General features: G+C 60.2%; 15 protein-coding genes. 4 read left to right on the top strand and 11 right to left on the bottom strand.

The annotated features are described in order from the left end of the window. Positions 1-13: 13 nt before the first annotated feature. From LVW35_RS11585 to LVW35_RS11560, 6 genes are read right to left on the bottom strand one after another with little or no spacing between them, the layout of a single operon-like run. Entirely contained in the window at positions 14-1024 is a 1011-nt protein-coding gene (locus LVW35_RS11585) for a Gfo/Idh/MocA family protein (RefSeq protein ID WP_233895615.1), read from the bottom strand. Positions 1025-1042: 18 nt separating this feature from the next. Beyond that, positions 1043-2974: a 3D-(3,5/4)-trihydroxycyclohexane-1,2-dione acylhydrolase (decyclizing) gene (gene iolD / locus LVW35_RS11580; RefSeq protein ID WP_233895614.1), complete on the bottom strand. Its 1932-nt coding sequence runs from the start codon at positions 2972-2974 to the stop codon at positions 1043-1045. A 10-nt stretch (positions 2975-2984) separates the two neighbouring features. After that, positions 2985-3800 carry a TIM barrel protein gene (locus LVW35_RS11575; RefSeq protein WP_233895612.1) on the bottom strand — a complete coding sequence of 272 codons (816 nt, stop codon included), beginning with the start codon at positions 3798-3800 and terminating at the stop codon, positions 2985-2987. A gap of 26 nt (positions 3801-3826) precedes the next feature. After that, the gene (iolB, locus tag LVW35_RS11570; protein ID WP_233895611.1) at positions 3827-4615 is read right to left on the bottom strand and encodes a 5-deoxy-glucuronate isomerase; all 789 of its coding nucleotides are present in this window, start codon (positions 4613-4615) and stop codon (positions 3827-3829) included. A 3-nt stretch (positions 4616-4618) separates the two neighbouring features. After that, positions 4619-5506 carry a myo-inosose-2 dehydratase gene (iolE, locus tag LVW35_RS11565; protein ID WP_233895610.1) on the bottom strand — a complete coding sequence of 296 codons (888 nt, stop codon included), beginning with the start codon at positions 5504-5506 and terminating at the stop codon, positions 4619-4621. Positions 5507-5548: 42 nt separating this feature from the next. After that, entirely contained in the window at positions 5549-7486 is a 1938-nt protein-coding gene (locus LVW35_RS11560) for a bifunctional 5-dehydro-2-deoxygluconokinase/5-dehydro-2-deoxyphosphogluconate aldolase (RefSeq protein ID WP_233895609.1), read from the bottom strand. Between the two features lie 283 nt (positions 7487-7769). On the opposite strand from LVW35_RS11560, the gene LVW35_RS11555 reads away from it, so the two are divergent. Continuing rightward, the gene (locus LVW35_RS11555) at positions 7770-8678 is read left to right on the top strand and encodes a MurR/RpiR family transcriptional regulator (RefSeq protein WP_233895608.1); all 909 of its coding nucleotides are present in this window, start codon (positions 7770-7772) and stop codon (positions 8676-8678) included. Between the two features lie 96 nt (positions 8679-8774). Here LVW35_RS11555 and LVW35_RS11550 read toward each other — a convergent pair whose 3' ends face one another. Both LVW35_RS11550 and LVW35_RS11545 read right to left on the bottom strand, forming a co-directional pair. Beyond that, the gene (locus LVW35_RS11550; RefSeq protein WP_233895607.1) at positions 8775-9662 is read right to left on the bottom strand and encodes a hypothetical protein; all 888 of its coding nucleotides are present in this window, start codon (positions 9660-9662) and stop codon (positions 8775-8777) included. Between the two features lie 761 nt (positions 9663-10423). Continuing rightward, a complete protein-coding gene (locus tag LVW35_RS11545; RefSeq protein ID WP_233895606.1) occupies positions 10424-11329 on the bottom strand; it encodes a hypothetical protein in 906 nt (301 codons plus the stop codon). 301 nt (positions 11330-11630) lie between these two features. Between LVW35_RS11545 and LVW35_RS11540 the strand changes: the two genes are divergently transcribed. Next, on the top strand, positions 11631-12314 hold the full coding sequence (locus LVW35_RS11540) for a response regulator transcription factor (RefSeq protein WP_010211030.1): 684 nt from the start codon (positions 11631-11633) through the stop codon (positions 12312-12314). Further along, on the top strand, positions 12292-13686 hold the full coding sequence (locus LVW35_RS11535) for a sensor histidine kinase (protein WP_233895605.1): 1395 nt from the start codon (positions 12292-12294) through the stop codon (positions 13684-13686). Before LVW35_RS11540 ends, LVW35_RS11535 begins: the two co-directional genes overlap by 23 nt. Positions 13687-13822: 136 nt before the next feature. Here the strand turns inward: LVW35_RS11535 and LVW35_RS11530 are convergent, their stop codons facing one another. Genes LVW35_RS11530 through LVW35_RS11520 form a run of 3 tightly spaced genes read right to left on the bottom strand, consistent with a single transcriptional unit; the run spans position 13823 to position 16082 of the window. Beyond that, entirely contained in the window at positions 13823-14233 is a 411-nt protein-coding gene (locus LVW35_RS11530; protein ID WP_233895603.1) for an SRPBCC family protein, read from the bottom strand. A 29-nt stretch (positions 14234-14262) separates the two neighbouring features. Beyond that, positions 14263-15060 (bottom strand): SDR family NAD(P)-dependent oxidoreductase, encoded by a 798-nt coding sequence (locus LVW35_RS11525; protein ID WP_233895602.1) that lies wholly within the window; start codon positions 15058-15060, stop codon positions 14263-14265. Between the two features lie 17 nt (positions 15061-15077). Then, on the bottom strand, positions 15078-16082 hold the full coding sequence (locus LVW35_RS11520) for an aldo/keto reductase (RefSeq protein ID WP_233895600.1): 1005 nt from the start codon (positions 16080-16082) through the stop codon (positions 15078-15080). 113 nt (positions 16083-16195) lie between these two features. Here LVW35_RS11520 and LVW35_RS11515 point away from each other — a divergent pair, with 113 nt between their 5' ends. After that, the gene (locus LVW35_RS11515; protein WP_233895599.1) at positions 16196-17089 is read left to right on the top strand and encodes a LysR substrate-binding domain-containing protein; all 894 of its coding nucleotides are present in this window, start codon (positions 16196-16198) and stop codon (positions 17087-17089) included. Positions 17090-17093: the final 4 nt, after the last annotated feature.

Below are 17093 nucleotides of genomic sequence, written 5' to 3'. Positions count from 1 at the left end.
TGTGGGATGGTGATCAGCCGTAGAAATGTGGGCGATCCGGCAAGCTCACCTTCACGATCTGTTCACTGTTCTGCGCCTCGATGCACGCATCCGCCGCCACCGCCGCCGCAAACCCATCCCACGCCGACGGCCCACCGACCTGCCCTGCCCGCACGCTGTCGATAAACGCCTGCAACTCCACGTCATAGGCACCGATAAACCGGTCCTTCCAATCCATCAGGATCGCGTTGGACAGCTTCGCGCCACTGCGCAGTTGCACCTGGGACGGCTCCGGCAGCTTGGCGATGCCGGTCTCCCCCACTACTTCGCACTGGATGTCATAGCCGTACTGGCAGTTCACAAACACTTCCACATCGATGCGCGTGCCCTTGGCGGTTTCCAGCAGCACGATCTGCGGGTCGCGCAGGTGAGCCAACGCCTTGCTGGACTTGCGCGGGAACACCACTTGCACCGACACGTAGTCATCGTTGAGCAGCCAACGCAACACATCCAGCTCGTGGATCAAGGTGTCGGTGATCGCCATGTCGGTCTTGTAGTTCTCGCCCACCGTGGGGTTGCGGTGCGCGCAGTGCAGCATCAGCGGTTCGCCGATCTGGCCGCTGTCGATCACGGCTTTGAGGGCGCGATAGCCTTCATCGTAAGGGCGCATGAAGCCAACCTGCACCAGGCGTTTGCCGTAAGCCACTTCGGCATCGACGATCTTGCGGCAGCCCTCGGCAGTGACCGCCAGGGGTTTTTCGCAGAACACCGGTTTGCCGACGGCGATGGCGGCGAGTACGAATTCTTCATGGCTCGGCCCCCAGGAGGTTACCAGGATGGCCTCAACCTGTGGCGAGTTGATCAGTGCATGGCCGTCTGGGTAAACCTCAGCGTCCAGCTTCAAATCGACGACGACCTTGGCCGCCTGTTCAAGGTTGATGTCAGTCACCGCGACGACCTGGCTGTTGAGCAGGGTCTGGCTGCAACGACGGATATGGTCCCGGCCAATGGCGCCCGTACCAATCACTCCAAGCTTCAAAGACATACAAAACTCCTCTTGTTATTAGTACTGCCGGGCCTTCGCCAGGTGTTCATTGAGTTTTTTCGCGGCGGCATTCGTGCGTTCGCTGGTAGAGACCTGCGCCACGCCCACCCGCCACCACGACAGGTAGCCGTGGATCATGCTCTTGGGCAGCACCTTGATATCGATCAGGGTGGAAACCGTCTGTGTACGCGCATCAGCCAGTGCCGCTTGCAGCTGCTCCACGCTGCTGACCTTGTAGGTCTTGCAGCCATAGGCCGCCGCGCTCATGGCGAAATCCACCGGCACCAGGCCGCCATCGAGCTTGCCACTCTCAGGGTTGCGGTAGCGGAATTCGGTGCCAAAGCTGTCCATGCCATTACCGATCTGCAGGTTGTTGATGCAACCGAAGGCCATGTTGTCGAGCAGCACCACGTTGATCTTGCGCCGCTCCTGGATCGAGGTGGCCAGCTCCGAGTGCAGCATCATGTAGGAGCCATCGCCGACCAGGGCGTAGACCTCCTTGGTTGGTTCGGCGAGTTTCACGCCCAGGGCGGCGTTGATCTCGTAGCCCATGCAGGAATAGCCGTACTCGACGTGGTAGGTGTTGACGCCCTTGCTGCGCCAGGCGCGCTGCAGATCGCCGGGCAGGCTGCCAGCGGCGGCGACGATGATGGCGTCGTCGGCCAGGGTGTCATTCAATACACCCAGCACGCGGCTTTGGGTCAGGCACGAGCCGGTCAGCTCGATGAATTCACGCAGCACGGCGCGGTCCAGGCGGTCGTCAACTTCAGGCACGAAACCGTCGCCGGCATATTCCACCTGATGCACGCGATCCACTTCGGCATCTAACTGCACCTTGGCCTCACCGACCTGCTCGCCCCAGCCGGAACGGTAATCGCCCAGGGCATCGGCCAGCGCTTCCAGGGCGACTTGCGCGTCGGCCAGCACCTGTACGCCGTCCAGTTTCAAGGCGTCGCACGGGCTGATATTGAGGTTGAGAAACTTCACGTCTGCATGCTTGAACAGCGATTTGGACGAGGTGGTGAAGTCGGTGTAGCGCGTGCCGACACCAATGATCAGATCGGCCTCGGGCGCCAGCAGGTTCGCCGCCAGGCAGCCGGTTTCTCCGATCCCGCCGACATTCAGCGGATGGCTGGAGACCACGGCACTCTTGCCCGCCTGGGTTTCGGCGAAGGGAATATCAAAACGTTCGGCAAAGGCTTGCAGTGCCGCATTGGCGCCGGAGTATTTCACCCCACCGCCGCAGATGATCAGTGGTTTGCGCTTGCCGTGGAAGGCAGCCAGCGCATCATTGATCATCGCCGTTGTGGCCGGACGCCGGTCGATGCGGTGCACGCGTTTCTGCAGGAAGTAATCGGGATAGTCCCAGGCCTCGGCCTGCACATCCTGGGGCAATGCCAGGGTCACGGCGCCGGTTTCAGCCGGGTCAGTGAGCACGCGCATGGCGTGGATGGCGGCGGTCATCAACTGCTCGGGGCGGTTGATGCGGTCCCAGTATTTGCTCACCGAGCGGAAGGCATCGTTGGTGCTGATGCTCAGGTCGTGGAACTGTTCGATCTGTTGCAGCACCGGGTCTGGTTGGCGGCTGGCGTAGACATCGCCGGGCAACAGCAACAACGGGATACGGTTGGCCGTGGCGGTCGCGGCGGCGGTCAGCATGTTGGCGGCGCCCGGGCCTACGGAGGCGGTGCACGCGTAGATCTTGCGGCGCAGGTGCTGCTTGGCGAAACCGATGGCCGCGTGGGCCATGCCCTGCTCGTTGCGGCCCTGGTGCACCACCAGGTCGCCGGCGTCCTGTTCGAGGGCCTGGCCCAGCCCCAGCACGTTGCCGTGGCCGAAAATCGTGAACACCCCGGCGACGAACTTGCTCTGCACGCCATCGACTTCGATGTATTGGTTATCCAGAAACTTCACCAGGGCCTGGGCCATGGTCAGTCTTGTTGTGGTCATCTCGCGCCCCTTATCGTTTCTGCAGGTGGGCGATGCTTGCCCCCAACGCCTGCTGGATATCCGCCAATGCATGCACGCTCTCGGCAAACGGTTCGAACGACAGGTAACCGCTGTAGCCAGTGCTGAGCAAGGTATCGATCTGAGCCGCATTGCCCAGGATGTCGCCCTCGCCTACCAGCACGCGGTGGCCGTCGCGAATCGAACTGAGCGGTGCCTCGGTATCTTCCACCCCGGAGATATGCACCAGCCCGGTCAGTTCCGGGAAAAACTCATGTTCGCTGGCCAGGTGATGGTGGAAGGTGTCGTGCACCAGGCGGAACACATCCAGGCCGCCGATGGACTTGATCGCGTCCACCGCCACGCGCTTGCGGCGCAGGGCACATTCTTCAAAACCCAGGGGCTCGATAAAGCCGAGAATCCCGTACTCGCGCAAGATCGGCGCCAGTTCGCTCATGGTCGTGCGCAAGCCGGCGGCACGCTGGGCTTCGTTGCGCGTGTCGCCCGGCTCATTGAACGGGCACATCACCAGGCCCTGGGCACCGCATTCACGGGCATAGGTCGCCAGTTTGATCGCCTGGGCCCGGCGCTCGTCGTTCCACACATCAAAGGGGTACAGCGCGTTGATCGACAACACGGTGATGCCCTGCACCGCGCACAGTTCGCGCACGCGGCTGGCCGGGGCGCCGAATTCGATTTGCTTGTCCGCCAGGTCGTTGCGGATCTCGATGGCATCGCACTTGAGCGTGGCGGCCAGCTGGATGAAATCCGGCAGGGACAAATGGGGAGCGACCATGCGGTTAAGGGCAAAACGTAGAGGCGACTTCATTGTTGTTCTCCGTCCAAAACCGCTGATTAGAGGTCCAGCAGCCAGCTGTGCTGCGGGTCGTTGTGGAAGTGCCAGGCGCGCTTGGGGCCGGCCATGACATTGAGGTAATAGGACTCGTAGCCATACGGCACGCTGACCGGGTGATACCCCTTGGGCACCACCACCAGGTCGCTGTTTTCCACGGCCATGGCCTGGTCGATGCTGCGGTCGTCGGTGTACACCCGCTGGAACACAAAGCCCTGGGGCGGGTTGATCTGGTGGTAGTAGGTCTCTTCAAGAAAGCTCTGGTGCGGCAGGTCGTCGGTGTCGTGCTTGTGCGGTGGGTAGCTCGACGAATGCCCGGATGGCGTACGCACCTCCACCACCAGCAGCGAATGGGCCGGCTCGCTGTCGGGCAGGATGTCGCACACGTAGCGGGTGTTGGCACCTTTGCCACGCACGCTGCGCTTGCAGTTTTGCGGACGAATCAGGCGTGGCTCGTAGCCTTCGCTGCCGGGGGCGGCGCACACGGCAACCTGCACATCGCTCAAGGCCGTGACCTGGGCATCGGTGCCCGGCGGCAGGTAGGCGGCGAAGGGGGATTTTTCTTCAAAGACCGAATGACGATCCCCGAGGTTCTGCCAGTTGAAGCCTTCGCCTTCGATGTTCACCCGACCACTGAGCAGCACCAGGCACAGCTCCTGGTCCCCGGCGCTGACCGGCAGGGTTTCGCCCAGGCTCAGGCGGTAGGCGGCAAAGCCCACGTACTCCAGGCGCCCGGTTTCCAGGGCGACCATGGTCTGGCCGCGTTTACTGCTTTTGACCAACAAGCTCATCACTCAAGTCCTCTCGTTGAGAAGCGCGCGCAAGGTGTCATAGCCTTTTTTCGCGTAGATATAGCTGGGTGCTACTGCAGGGTCCTGCTCGGCTTCCACCACCAGCCAACCCTCGTAGTGGGCGGCCAGCAGCACGTCGAGCAATTGGGCGAAGTCGATGTCGCCATCGCCAGGCACGGTAAAGGTGCCGTTGACGATGCAGTCGGGGAAGCTCCACATCTGGTTGCGCGCCAGTTGCACCACCGGTTTGCGCACGTCCTTGAAATGCACGTGACAGACGCGGTCGATGTGCTTGCGCAGCACCTCGATAGGCTCACCGCCGCCCATGTAGCAGTGGCCCGAGTCGAACAGCAGGCCGACTTCCGGACCGGTGCGGCGCATCAGTTGGTCGATGTCTTGCGGGGATTCGACATAGGCGCCCATGTGGTGGTGGTACGCCAGGCGCACGCCCTGGGACAGCGTGAAACGCGCCAGTTCAGTGAGTTTGTCGGCGTAGTCCTGCCAGGCTTGTTCACTGTGGAAACGCGGACGTTCGATCAGGCGAATGCGCGAGCCCTGGATCGAATCGGCGACTTCGCCGTACACCAGCACCGTGGCGCCGTTTTGCTTGAGCAACTCGACATGCCCGGCAATGGCCTCGATTTCTTCAGCCACCGAGCGACGGGCCAGGCGGCTGGAGTACCAGCCGGAGACCAGCGCCAGGTCATAAGGGCGCAACACATCGCCGACACTCTTGGCATCTTTGGGGAATTTTCCGTTGAGTTCGAAGCCTTCGTAACCGATCTCCTTGCCTTCGCTCAGGGCGGTACTCAGGGGTGTTTCACCACCCAGGGCCGGCAGGTCGTCGTTGCTCCAGGAGATGGGGTTGATGCCAATTCGGATTGCGGGCATGGCTGCACCTTTTATTGTTTTTCAAAGTTGCCGGAAAGCGGTTCAGCCACGCGCACTGCGCCAGGCGTTGATGAGCTGTTCGAACCTGGCCTGCACCTGCTGGATCAAGGTCTCATCATCAATCTCCCCCGCCATCCACGCGCGGCTCGGTTCCTGGAAGATCGTACGGCCCACGGCAAACCCTCGGCAGGTGGTGCTCTGGCTGGCTTGCTGGAAACCGTCGGCGAGAAATTCCGCCGAGGCGTTCAGGCCCAGCAGCACAACGCCACGGCAGTACGGGTCCCGCTCTTGGATCAGTTCGTCGAGCTTTTTCCAGCCCTGCGCCGACTGTGCCTCGATCTTCCACCACGCGGGGTAGATACCCAGGTTGTACAGGCGCTTGAGGCTGCGGTAGAGCACATCGGGGTACGTGGACGGGTGATCCTTGGGCGGGATGACTTCCAGCAGCAGCTCATGGCCGCTGACAATCGACGCCTCGTACACCGCCTTGAGTTGCGCTTCCTGTTCCAGGCGCAGCATCGGCTCGTCATCCGGGTGCAATTGCACCAGGCACTTGATGATCTGTTCCTGGGGCCAGGCGATCAGGTTGCTGCCCACCGAGCGGCCATGTTCGAACGCCAGGGGTCGTGAATTCTGCACCTCGACCGGGCGCGCGATCCACCAGCCGCGGCCGCTGGCGGCGTTGAGCGCGTCCTGGCCGAAGCGCTGATCGGCGAGCAGGCCGACGTCGGCCTCCACGCCTTGTTCGGCGAGTTTTTTTTCGACGCGTTCGATGGCCTGGATAAACAGTTGCTTGGCAACGCTGATACGTGCCGGGTCCTGGCCGCCTTTCTGCGCCAGATCGACCAGTTGCCAGCGGTGATCGAAGGCAAACACGAACAGCTGTTTCCACGCCTTGCGCGGCACCGTCACGCGGTGCAGGCGTTGCAACGTCACGTCCTGGTCCGGTCGGGTAATCGGCACCGGGCTGTTGAACAGGTATTCCAACTCCGCCGGCGTCGGCATGGCCGGGGCGCAGGCGTGGCGTGAGACGACCAGGCCGCCACAGGCATTGGCCAACTGGCTGCAACGCTCGTCACTCGCCTCGTTGAGCCAGCCGCTGAGGAAACCCGACATGAACGCATCGCCGGCGCCGAGCACATTGAGCACTTCAACACGCACACCGGGGTAGACGGCGCCATCTTCCAGGCGCGCCGGGATGGCGCCGTGGATCACCGTGCAACCCTGCGGGCCGAGCTTGACCACCAAGGTCGCCGGTGTCAGTTCGCGCACCTTACGCAGGGCAGTCAGCAAGTCTTCACTACCGCCCGCGATGAGGAATTCTTCTTCAGTGCCGACGATCAAGTCGAAGCGCGGCAGGATGTTCTGCACGTGCTGGCTGACATTCTGGTCGGCGACAAACCGGGTTTCGCCATCGGCCTTGCCCGCCAGGCCCCACAGTACCGGGCGGTAGTCGATATCCAGCACGCGCTTGACGCTATGCTTGGCCGCGTAATCCAGGGCCTGGATGCTGGCCTTGTACACGCCGTCAGTGGAGAAATGCGTGCCGGTGATCAGCAGCGCCTTGCTGGAGGCAATAAAGGCTTCGCTGATGTCTTCGGCGCGCAGGGCCATGTCGGCGCAGTTTTCGCGGTAGAACACCAGGGGGAAGGTTTCGCGGTCCTTGAGGCCAAGCAGCACCAAGGCGGTGAGGCGTTCCGGGTCGACTTTGATGCCGCTGATGTCGCAGCCTTCACGCGCCAGGGATTCCAGCAGAAAGCGCCCCATATGGTCGTCGCCGACCCGGCTCAACATCGCTGACTTGAGCCCCAGCCTGGCGGTGCCGAAGGCGATGTTGGCGGAGGATCCGCCCAGGTACTTGGCAAAGCTGGACACGTCCTCAAGCCTTGCACCGACTTGCTGTGCATAGAGGTCGACGCCCAGGCGCCCGAGGCAAATCAGATCCAATTGACGCCCACTGGCAAAACGAGTCTGGCCCATGCTGGCTCCTGTTATTTTTATCAGCCTGCGTTGTGCCGACGTAGCGACGGCAAACGCTCTTGGTGGGAGCAGACTAGAACGTCCGGCGACACCAATCAATATTTATTCCATATATTTTTTCATTGGAATATTTTTTCCATTAGGCTTGTACAGAGGCAGTCCAGCGACAGTGCATCGTTTCAGCAAGCCACGCGGGCCGTGATGCCGAGGTATTTTTTTGCGCCTACCCTGTAGACTTGCGCCACCCATCAGCGCAACAGACAAAACGCCAGAAGGATTGACCATGTCCCGCACCGATCCCGAGACCACCCTGGAAGACACTCTCGCCAGCCCTCCGATCAATGCCGAGCGCCTGTTGCAGCTGATCACCGACGAATACGAAAGCCTGCCGCGCCAGCTCAAGCGCATCGCCAGCTACATGAGTCAGCAGAGCGACCGGATCATGGTCGACCGCATCAGCGACATCGCCCGCGAGTGCGAGGTACACCCGTCGGCCATCGTGCGCTTCTCGCAGCGCTTCGGGTTCAGCGGGTTCAGTGAGATGCAGGCGCTGTTCCGCGAGGCCTACACCCACAAGACCACGCCGGTGCAGAACTACCAGCAACGCATCCGCAGCATGATCGCCAACAAGTCGCAGAAAGCCAGCGGCGGCGACCTGGCGCGTGAGTGCGTGAACGCGACCTTGTCCGGCATCGAGCGTCTGGGGTTGGAGTTGGATGATGTCGCGTTCGACAAAGCCGTGGACCTGGTGGTGAATGCCGACAATATCTACGTAGTCGGCGTGCGCCGCTCCTTCGCAGTGGCGGACTATCTGGTCTACAACCTGCAGCACACCAACAAGCGCATCCACCTGATCTCGGGCCTGGGCGGCAGTTACCGCGAACAGATGCGCAGCGTCCGCGCCAACGACCTGGTGATCGCCATCAGCTTCACGCCGTATGGCAAAGAGACCCAGCACTGCCTGCGCATCGCCCAGCATCATCAGGCCAAGACGTTGATCATCACCGACAGCAACCTGTCGCCACTGGCCAAGCGGGCGAACGCGGTGCTGTTGGTGAATGAGGGGTCCTCGTTTGCGTTTCGTTCGCTGAGTGCCACGTTGTGTTTGTGCCAGGCGTTGTTTATTGCGGTGGCTTACCGGTTGGAGTTGAAGGTGGACGAGATTCATGAGCAGGTCGGGTTTGAGGATTGATCGCCCTCAATCAATAAACGTCTGGCTATAAAATTTCGAAGGTGTGATGAGCACTGTATTAACTTCACCACACCTGGTTTATTGCCCGCCTTAGAACTATTTGATATCAAACGTACCCACGGCCCGATAATCACCCGAGTGATTCCCTCTCAACACGCAATCGAAAGAGCCTTTTGCGCGTCCACTTGCCGGATGATGTTCCACTGTCAACGTTCCACTCACGGGAACGCCGGCGGCTCCGTCTCCATAGAAGTAATAGCCCAACGCTACGTCCTTGCTCGTCGCCAAATCAAATTGGCTGCCTGTGGCGCTCTCTTTTATCACGATGTAAAACACTCTTTCCCTGAGGTTTTGAACCCCATAACCCTGCATCAGCCAATACGATTCCTCTCCCACCGGAAAGCCTGGCTCATAAATCATGTGTACCGTGGTCGCATTAAAATCCGACTCCCCAGATGGCCCCCCCGTAAACGCGACGCTGAGCGTACCCACTGCAAGAGCGTTGTGGCTTATCACCTTATCAAGCGCCTGACCTTCCTGAAAACCCTCAAGCCTCATAGCCCCCCTGTCGATTTCAACCCTATCGTTATTCCAAGCACCCCTACCCTTAAAAGTAACAGTCATTACATCCTGATGATCCAGTGACAGGGTGCCTTCCCCACTAACGATGCTGTAGGGCGTCGTTGAAAATCCCTTGGTTTGATTGTAGTACGCAGTCATTTGAGTAGCGTCCGAAAAATCGAATGATCGTGACTCACCCTGAACCATATCCGGAAATGTCAAAAATATTGAATGGTCGGTTAAACTGCCGTGACTTACCTTTTGACCGACGATGACGTTGATGGAGTTATTGTTTCGATACATCAATAAACGCGCAGGTTCGGCCTCAAAGGAATAGTGATCAGGCGTATTTTGAGGATTGAAAATATCGGCCGTAGCGGTGCCTTCCGTATGCCTTGTTTGTTGACTTACTGGCGTGTTCATACTAATCACCTTGAAAGAATTTTTTTGAAATTGCTTGCGCACAATAATCTGCGCCACACCAACTGGATAAAAGCCTTAAGACTATCAACCCGACCTTATGAAATCTTGAACGTGAGTATCAACTGAAAATCCGGACAACTTACTCCGCTTAATTTGCAGTCAACCGTGCCTTCAGCTGCGCCGACTTCGCGGTGTGTGAGAAATATGAGCGTCCCACTGGAAAATAGGCGTCGGTTAAAGCTTAAGGGTCATGACGGGCCTGTTCGCGGGCACTCTATCCGTTGTCTGCGCTATCTTTTGATTCGTTGACTGCGTCATCACAAACGTCCTCAACTAAATTAAAAGATGATGTATTGTTTTCACGACAGGTCAACGCTATCGCAGGCGGGAACCAATGGATACTGTCAACATTGACAGGTATGAGAGAAATTTTCTTACTTCTAATTAAACTAACAAACCGCCGCATTTGAGTTTGCACACTTGAAAATAGACCGATTGAATCGGAAACAGCGATAACTACGAAGGCGGGAGAACGCCACAGTCAATAAGGACGGCGATCAGGCTCACGAGCGTACAGCCAGAATTACCGTTCAGCACGCTCTACCGGCTGCATGGCTTTACAGCAAAAAGCCGCGCCTGTGGGTCAGGCGCGGCTCGGATGATGCAGTTGCTGATTACATGAAGATCGCGATCAGGATGATGATCGGAATAGGGATGCCGAGGAACCACAGAAGTAATGAGCGCATGATGTTCTCCTTTTATTAACGTACGAAGTGTTCAGTTTCGACATACACCACGGCATCGCGACGTCGACCGCCAAAGGTGGCTGCGAAGCTGGCGAAGAACGCACCGATCAACAGCGCCACAAAGGTCCACAGCGAGGTATACGCAGCGACCTTGGCGGCGGTGTCAGCGGCTTGCTTGGCTTTGAGCTTGGCGTCTTCAACGGCTTTACGGGCATCGCCATAGACCTTGTCGATACGCGCTTCGGCGTCCGCCTGGCTGAGGTTGGTGCGCTGGCTGATCAACTGGGCCAGGTAGGCACGGTCTTCGGGGGCGAGCTGGCCGTCGTTGGCCAGCGTGCGGGTGAAGATGCGGGCGACCACGCCATGGGCGGCGTCATCACTGACGGCGACCGGGCGGTCGTCGCGGAACAGGCTGTCGACGTAATAGTCAAAGTCGCCACCGTTGACACCTTTGGCTGCACTGCCGGCGGCTTGTGTGACACCGCTGGCGGCGCCCGCTGCAACACTGGCACCGGCTTTCACGCCACCACTGACGACGCTGCTGACCGAACCGACCACCAGCACTGCGGTAATCAGCGTGGCAACTGCCCAGGCCAGGAAACCATGGGCGGTGTCGCGAAAGTACACCTCATCGCCGTGCATATTTGCCCACTTCACCCGCAACCGGCCGGCGATGTAACCGCCCAACCCAGACGCGACAATCTGCGTAAACGCCAGCCAGACAATCGTGGAAATGCCAAGCCCCTTGGCACTGATACCGTTGTCAGCCCACGGTGACACCGCCGAAAAGCCCAGGCCGAAGCCCAGCAGTACCAGGATCAGGGACAACGCGGCCGCAGCGGCCGCCCCGGCAAAAATCGCTCCCCAGGAAACCCCGGAGAGCGTGCTCGACTCTTGCAGCGTGGATGAGGATGTGATCATTGTTGTGGTGCTCCAAGGCAGAAAAATAGTGTTACAAGTCTCAAAAGGGACAGTGCAGGCACCGTGCCAGTTGGTACAAAAATTAAAAACCTTATAAATCAGCAAGTTAAGTAAATTGAACTTACTTGAACCATGCAACTTGCAAGAAAGGCCCGTTGCGGGCGGGCGATATGCATTCCCCGGCCGCCGGTCATGAAAGATGTGTCAGTTTTGCCAACATGAAGTTTTATTTAGGAAGCGTTCAGCCATTTCTTGGCAAAATGCCCGCACTTCTAGTGTGAACTGCTCACCAGGTAATCCTATGACCCGTATTTTGACCATCGAGGATGACGCCGTAACAGCCCGCGAGATCGTCGCCGAGCTGAGTAGCCATGGACTGGATGTAGATTGGGTAGACAACGGCCGCGAAGGCCTGGTCCGCGCCGTGAGCGGCGATTACGACCTGATCACCCTCGACCGCATGTTGCCGGAACTCGATGGCCTGGCCATCGTCACCACGCTGCGCACTATTGGTGTATCCACGCCGATCCTGATGATCAGCGCCCTCTCCGACGTGGACGAACGGGTGCGCGGTCTGCGTGCCGGCGGTGATGACTACCTCACCAAACCGTTCGCCTCGGATGAAATGGCCGCCCGGGTCGAAGTGCTGCTGCGGCGCAAAAGCACCGTCCAGGAATTCGAAACGGCCCTGCGCGTGGCCGACCTGGAGCTGAACCTGATCAGCCGCGAAGCCAGCCGCGCCGATCAGCCCCTGAGCCTGCTGCCCACCGAATACAAGTTGCTCGAATTCCTGATGCGCAATACCGGGCAGATCCTGTCGCGGATGATGATCTTCGAGGAAGTCTGGGGCTATCACTTCGACCCCGGCACCAACCTGATCGACGTGCACATCGGCCGTCTGCGCAAGAAGATCGACCCACCGGGCCTCACGCCGCTGATCCGCACGGTACGAGGTTCCGGTTATGTCATTGCTGAACCCCTCTAAGGGCTGGCGCTCTTCCAGCAGCCGGTTGCTGGCGCTGTACAGTTCGCTGTTCGTGGCCTGGAGCTGCATCCTCATGGGGGTGCTGTATTACGAGGTGTCGGGCTATCTGGGCGACCTGTCGCGCCACTCCCTGATGCAGCGCCAGCATTTGTTCCAGCGTTTTGACGGCGAGGAACTGGTGGAGGCCCTGACCACCAGCATGACCTTCGACATGAAGGGCGTGGACGCCTACGGCCTGTTCGATGAACAGTTTCGCCCACTCAGTGGTCCCATCCGCGCGGTGCCGCCGGACCTGCCCCTGGACGGCAAGATTCACGCCCTGACCAATTGCGTCGACTCTGACGACCCCAAATTGCCGAAGGACAGCTGCGACGCCGTCGCCACCCACACCGAAGACGGCCGCTGGCTGGTGCTGGTGCGCGCCAACGGTTCGTTGTTCGGCGTGACCCGGATCATCTGGCATGCCCTGCTGTGGGCGTTGTCCCTGACGATTATTCCTGGCGCTGCCGGCTGGCATTTATTGCGCCGTCGCCCATTGCGGCGGATTCGCGGGATCCAGGCCAGCGCCGAAGCCATCGTCGCCGGCGACCTCACCCACCGCCTGCCGCTGTCGAACCGGCGTGACGAACTGGACATGCTCGCGGCTATCGTCAACGCCATGCTTGATCGCATCGAGAAGCTGATGAACGAGGTCAAGGGCGTGTGCGACAACATCGCCCACGACCTGCGCACGCCGCTGACACGCCTGCGTGCGCAGCTATACCGCATCAAGCAGGAGGCCGAGGCGGAGTCGGACTACGCGGTGAAACTGGATGACGCGATTGCCGAAACCGATACCTTGATGGCGCGTTTTCGCGGACTGTTGCGCATCTCCGAACTGGAAGACCACCAACGTCGCTCGGGCTTCCTGGTCATGGACCCACTGCCGCTGTTGCGCGAACTGCACGACTTCTACCTGCCTCTGGCCGAGGAAGGCGAATTGCAACTGCGCCTCGAAACACCGGAGTCCCTGCCCTGGATCACCGGCGACCGTGCCCTGTTGTTCGAAGCCTTGGCCAACCTGCTGAGCAACTCGATCAAGTTCTCCCCGCCGGGTGGCGAAGTGATCCTGCGGGGGGTCAATGATGCCGGCAGCACGCGTATCGAAGTGCACGACTCCGGCCCTGGCATACCGGCGGCGGAACGTGACGCGGTGTTCCAGCGCTTCTATCGTGTGGATGAAAGCGACCAGCAAGGCGGGTTTGGATTGGGCTTGTCGATTGTGGCGGCGATCATCAACTTGCATGGGTTCAAGTTGGAGGTCGGCACTAGCCAGCGCGGCGGTGCACGCTTGGTGCTTGAGTGCCGCCAGCAACTGATGCCAGAAAGTTGAAAATCAACGCGGTCAAACATGTGGGAGCGGGCTTGCTCGCGAAAGCGATTTTTCAGTGACAGATGTACTGACTGAACCACCGCTTTCGCGAGCAAGCCCGCTGCCACATCAGGCTTGCGCTACCCGGTAAATCGGCTTAGAAATTGGCCCGCAAGGCCTCAAGGCCACCGTTATAGACACCCGCAAACAACTCTTCCACCGCCGCATCCGTGGTCTCCGCCGCCGGCGTGAACACACCGGACCAGGTCACTTTCGCCGATGCTTCGCCCAACGCCTCGACCTGTACCGTCGCCAGGTAGGCACTCACCGGAAACGGCGACTGCTCGATGGTGTAGCTGTAGGTACGCCCGACGTTATCAAAGCTCTGCAACCGCTCCACCACCACGCCACCGTCGGCGGTTTGCAGATGACGCACGCGGCCGCCCTCGCTTGGCTCGCTTTTGACAATGAACGGCAGCCAGTCCGGCAAGCTGTTGAAGCCGCCGACCAATTGCCAGACTTGATCGGCCGAGACCGGGATTTCAATCACAGAAGACGCTGTTGCCACGTTAGTTACTCCAGACAATAGAAAACAATTCAGATAGCCATGCTGTCGACCACGCCACCGTCGACCCGCAACGCGGCACCGGTGGTGGCAGACGACAGCGGTGAAGCAATGTACGCCACCAGGTTGGCGACTTCCTCCACATTCGCCGCACGCTGGATGATCGAGGTCGGCCGTGCGTTTCGCACAAACACATCCGCCTCATCCCGCGCACTGCGCCCGGATTTTGCGGTGGCGTCCTTGAGCATCTGCTCCAGGCCGTCGGTAAAGGTCGGGCCGGGCAACACCGCGTTCACCGTCACACCGGTGCCCGCCAGGCGCTTGGCCAAACCATGGGACACCGCCAGGTTGGCGCTTTTGGTCACGCCGTAGTTGATCATGTCCGCCGGGGTCGCCACGCCGGACTCCGACGACAGGAAAATCACCCGCCCCCAGCCCTGCTCGACCATGCCCGGCGTGTAATGCCGTGCCAAGCGCACGCCGGAGATCACATTGACCTCATAGAAGCGTGTCCACTCGCTGTCCGGGGCTTCAAAGAAATCCACATCGTTGAAGATACCCAGGTTGTTGACCAGGATGTCGGCACGCGGTTCGGCGGCGAAGAGTTTTTCTGCGCCTTCGGCTGTGCCGAGATCCGCCACCAACCCACGCAGCTCCGCGCCGGGAACGGCCTGGCGGATGCTCGCCAAGGCGTCATCCACCTTGCCGGCTTCACGCCCGATCACCACCACCGTGGCGCCGGATTGCGCCAGCGCCTGGCTGATGCCCAGGCCAATACCGGCAGTGCTGCCGCTGACAATCGCTACTTTGCCGCTTACGTCGATTTTCATGGTTGAAACTCCTGAAGTTAAAGCGGCAGGGGTGCGCGATCCGAAATCAATCGGGCGTCGCGCAAGGCCTGCCAGAAGCCTGCGGGGATCTTCTCTGACAACGCAGCGACGTCTTCGGCAATCCGCCCCGGACGACTGGCACCGGGAATGACGGCCGCCACGGCCGGATGGGCCAGGGAAAATTGCAGGGCAGCGGCTTTTACGCTGACGCCGAATGCCTGGGCAATCGCCTTGATCTGCTCGACCTTGCTGATGATCGCCGGGCTGGCTTTCTGGTATTCAAAGTGTTCGCCACCGGCGAGGATGCCGGAGCTGTAGGGGCCACCGACGACGATCTCGACGTTCTGCGCCAGGGCCGCGTCCATCAGGCGCTGCAGGGCGCGGTCGTGGTCCAGCAGAGTGTAGCGGCCGGCCAGCAAAAAGCCGTCGGGTTGTGCTTCGGTCAAATCCAGCGTCAGCTCGCACGGCTCGACGCGGTTCACGCCCAGGCCCCAGGCCTTGATCACGCCTTCTTCGCGCAGGCGGGTCAGCACTTTGAAGGCGCCGGTGCGGGCCTGGTTGAAGTAGTCCAGCCACTGGTCGCCGTAGAAGTCTTGGGCAATGTCATGGATCCACACGATGTCCAGGCGGTCGGTTTTGAGGCGGGTCAGGCTGTCTTCGATGGAACGCAGGGTGGCGTCGGCGCTGTAGTCATTGAGCATCTTGTTCGGACGGCCGTGTTCGAAGACGCCGTTTTTTTCGCCGAGGTCGCGGGCGCTGTCTTCGATTTCGTCGAGAATCACCCGGCCGACTTTGGTGCTGAGCACGAAGTCATCGCGGTTGTACTGTGACAAGGCCTGGCCCAGACGGATTTCCGAGAGGCCCGAGCCGTAGAACGGCGCGGTGTCGAAATAGCGCACGCCAGCGTTCCAGGCGGCTTGCACTGTGGCCTGGGCCTCGTCTTCTGGAATGGCGCGGAACATGTTGCCCAGCGGTGCAGTGCCGAAGCCGAGTTGACCGGGAAGTTTATCTTTCAAGCTCATGGTGGATCCTCAAATGGGTAAGAGGTCGCTATGACCGTTGAGCAGATCCTAGATTGCAGAGATCGGACCGTCCAAGACATACTGCGACCAACTTGAGTCCTCCGAGGTCTAACATGATCGACCTACGCCAATTGCGCTACTTCGAAGTGGTCGCCGAAGAAGAACACGTCGGCCGCGCTGCCGAGCGCTTGCACATCTCCCAGTCACCGCTGAGCCGGCAGATTGCCCAACTGGAAGAGCGCCTGGGGCTGACCCTGTTCGAACGCAGCCAGCAGCGTATCCGCCTCACCCGTGATGGCCAGACTTTCCTGGCTGAAACCAGGGCACTGCTGACCCACGCCAACCGCCTGGAATCCCTGGGCAAGCGTCTGGGCCGTGGCGAAGAAGGTGGACTGTGCATCGGCTATATCGAAAACGCCATGCATGCCGGTGTATTGCCCAACGCCTTGCGCATATTGAGGGACGACCGCCCCACCGTGCATATCAAGCTGTATAACCTGCCGTCCCTCGAGCAACTCGAGGGCCTGCGCCAACGCAGCTTGGACATTGCCCTCGTCAGCGAACCACCCGCCGCCGATGATCCGGACCTGATCGCGCTGCAAGTACTGGATGAACCGATGCTGTTGGCTTTGCCGGAGCATCACCCACTGGCAAGCCGAAGCGAGCTGTTGCCAGAGCACCTGGCCGAGCAGGAATGGATTGGCGTACAGCGCAAACCTGGCGCCAACCCAGCCGACGACTTCGTTGCCGCCTGCATCCGCGCCGGTTTCACCCCACAGATTCCCATGGAGGCCGGGGAGCCGTTTACCGCGTTGGGGCTGGTCGCCTCCGGGCTGGGCGTGGCAATGGTGCAAAAAGGCCTGAGCCGCAACGCACCGCCCGGCGTGATACTGCGCGAACTGCCATGGTTGAATTACACCACCCCGCTGTGGGCGGCGTGGCATCGGATCAACCTTCGCCCGTTGGTAGAAACCTTTCGCAAGGTACTGACCGAACCCAAGGCCTGACGCC

The sequence above is a fragment of the Pseudomonas sp. HN11 genome, from assembly GCF_021390155.1.
Classification (GTDB): Bacteria; Pseudomonadota; Gammaproteobacteria; order Pseudomonadales; family Pseudomonadaceae; genus Aquipseudomonas.
This window is presented reverse-complemented; position numbering and strand designations above follow the sequence as displayed.

What these genes read in the sequence shown, in the direction of transcription:
- LVW35_RS11550 (WP_233895607.1), bottom strand. Translation starts at nt 9,662, where the DNA reads ATGAACACGCCAGTAAGTCAACAAACAAGGCATACGGAAGGCACCGCT.
- LVW35_RS11520 (WP_233895600.1), bottom strand. Translation starts at nt 16,082, where the DNA reads ATGAGCTTGAAAGATAAACTTCCCGGTCAACTCGGCTTCGGCACTGCA.
- LVW35_RS11585 (WP_233895615.1), bottom strand. Translation starts at nt 1,024, where the DNA reads ATGTCTTTGAAGCTTGGAGTGATTGGTACGGGCGCCATTGGCCGGGAC.
- LVW35_RS11560 (WP_233895609.1), bottom strand. Translation starts at nt 7,486, where the DNA reads ATGGGCCAGACTCGTTTTGCCAGTGGGCGTCAATTGGATCTGATTTGC.
- iolD (WP_233895614.1), bottom strand. Translation starts at nt 2,974, where the DNA reads ATGACCACAACAAGACTGACCATGGCCCAGGCCCTGGTGAAGTTTCTG.
- LVW35_RS11525 (WP_233895602.1), bottom strand. Translation starts at nt 15,060, where the DNA reads ATGAAAATCGACGTAAGCGGCAAAGTAGCGATTGTCAGCGGCAGCACT.
- LVW35_RS11545 (WP_233895606.1), bottom strand. Translation starts at nt 11,329, where the DNA reads ATGATCACATCCTCATCCACGCTGCAAGAGTCGAGCACGCTCTCCGGG.
- LVW35_RS11535 (WP_233895605.1), top strand. Translation starts at nt 12,292, where the DNA reads ATGTCATTGCTGAACCCCTCTAAGGGCTGGCGCTCTTCCAGCAGCCGG.
- iolB (WP_233895611.1), bottom strand. Translation starts at nt 4,615, where the DNA reads ATGAGCTTGTTGGTCAAAAGCAGTAAACGCGGCCAGACCATGGTCGCC.
- LVW35_RS11540 (WP_010211030.1), top strand. Translation starts at nt 11,631, where the DNA reads ATGACCCGTATTTTGACCATCGAGGATGACGCCGTAACAGCCCGCGAG.
- LVW35_RS11555 (WP_233895608.1), top strand. Translation starts at nt 7,770, where the DNA reads ATGTCCCGCACCGATCCCGAGACCACCCTGGAAGACACTCTCGCCAGC.
- LVW35_RS11575 (WP_233895612.1), bottom strand. Translation starts at nt 3,800, where the DNA reads ATGAAGTCGCCTCTACGTTTTGCCCTTAACCGCATGGTCGCTCCCCAT.
- LVW35_RS11515 (WP_233895599.1), top strand. Translation starts at nt 16,196, where the DNA reads ATGATCGACCTACGCCAATTGCGCTACTTCGAAGTGGTCGCCGAAGAA.
- iolE (WP_233895610.1), bottom strand. Translation starts at nt 5,506, where the DNA reads ATGCCCGCAATCCGAATTGGCATCAACCCCATCTCCTGGAGCAACGAC.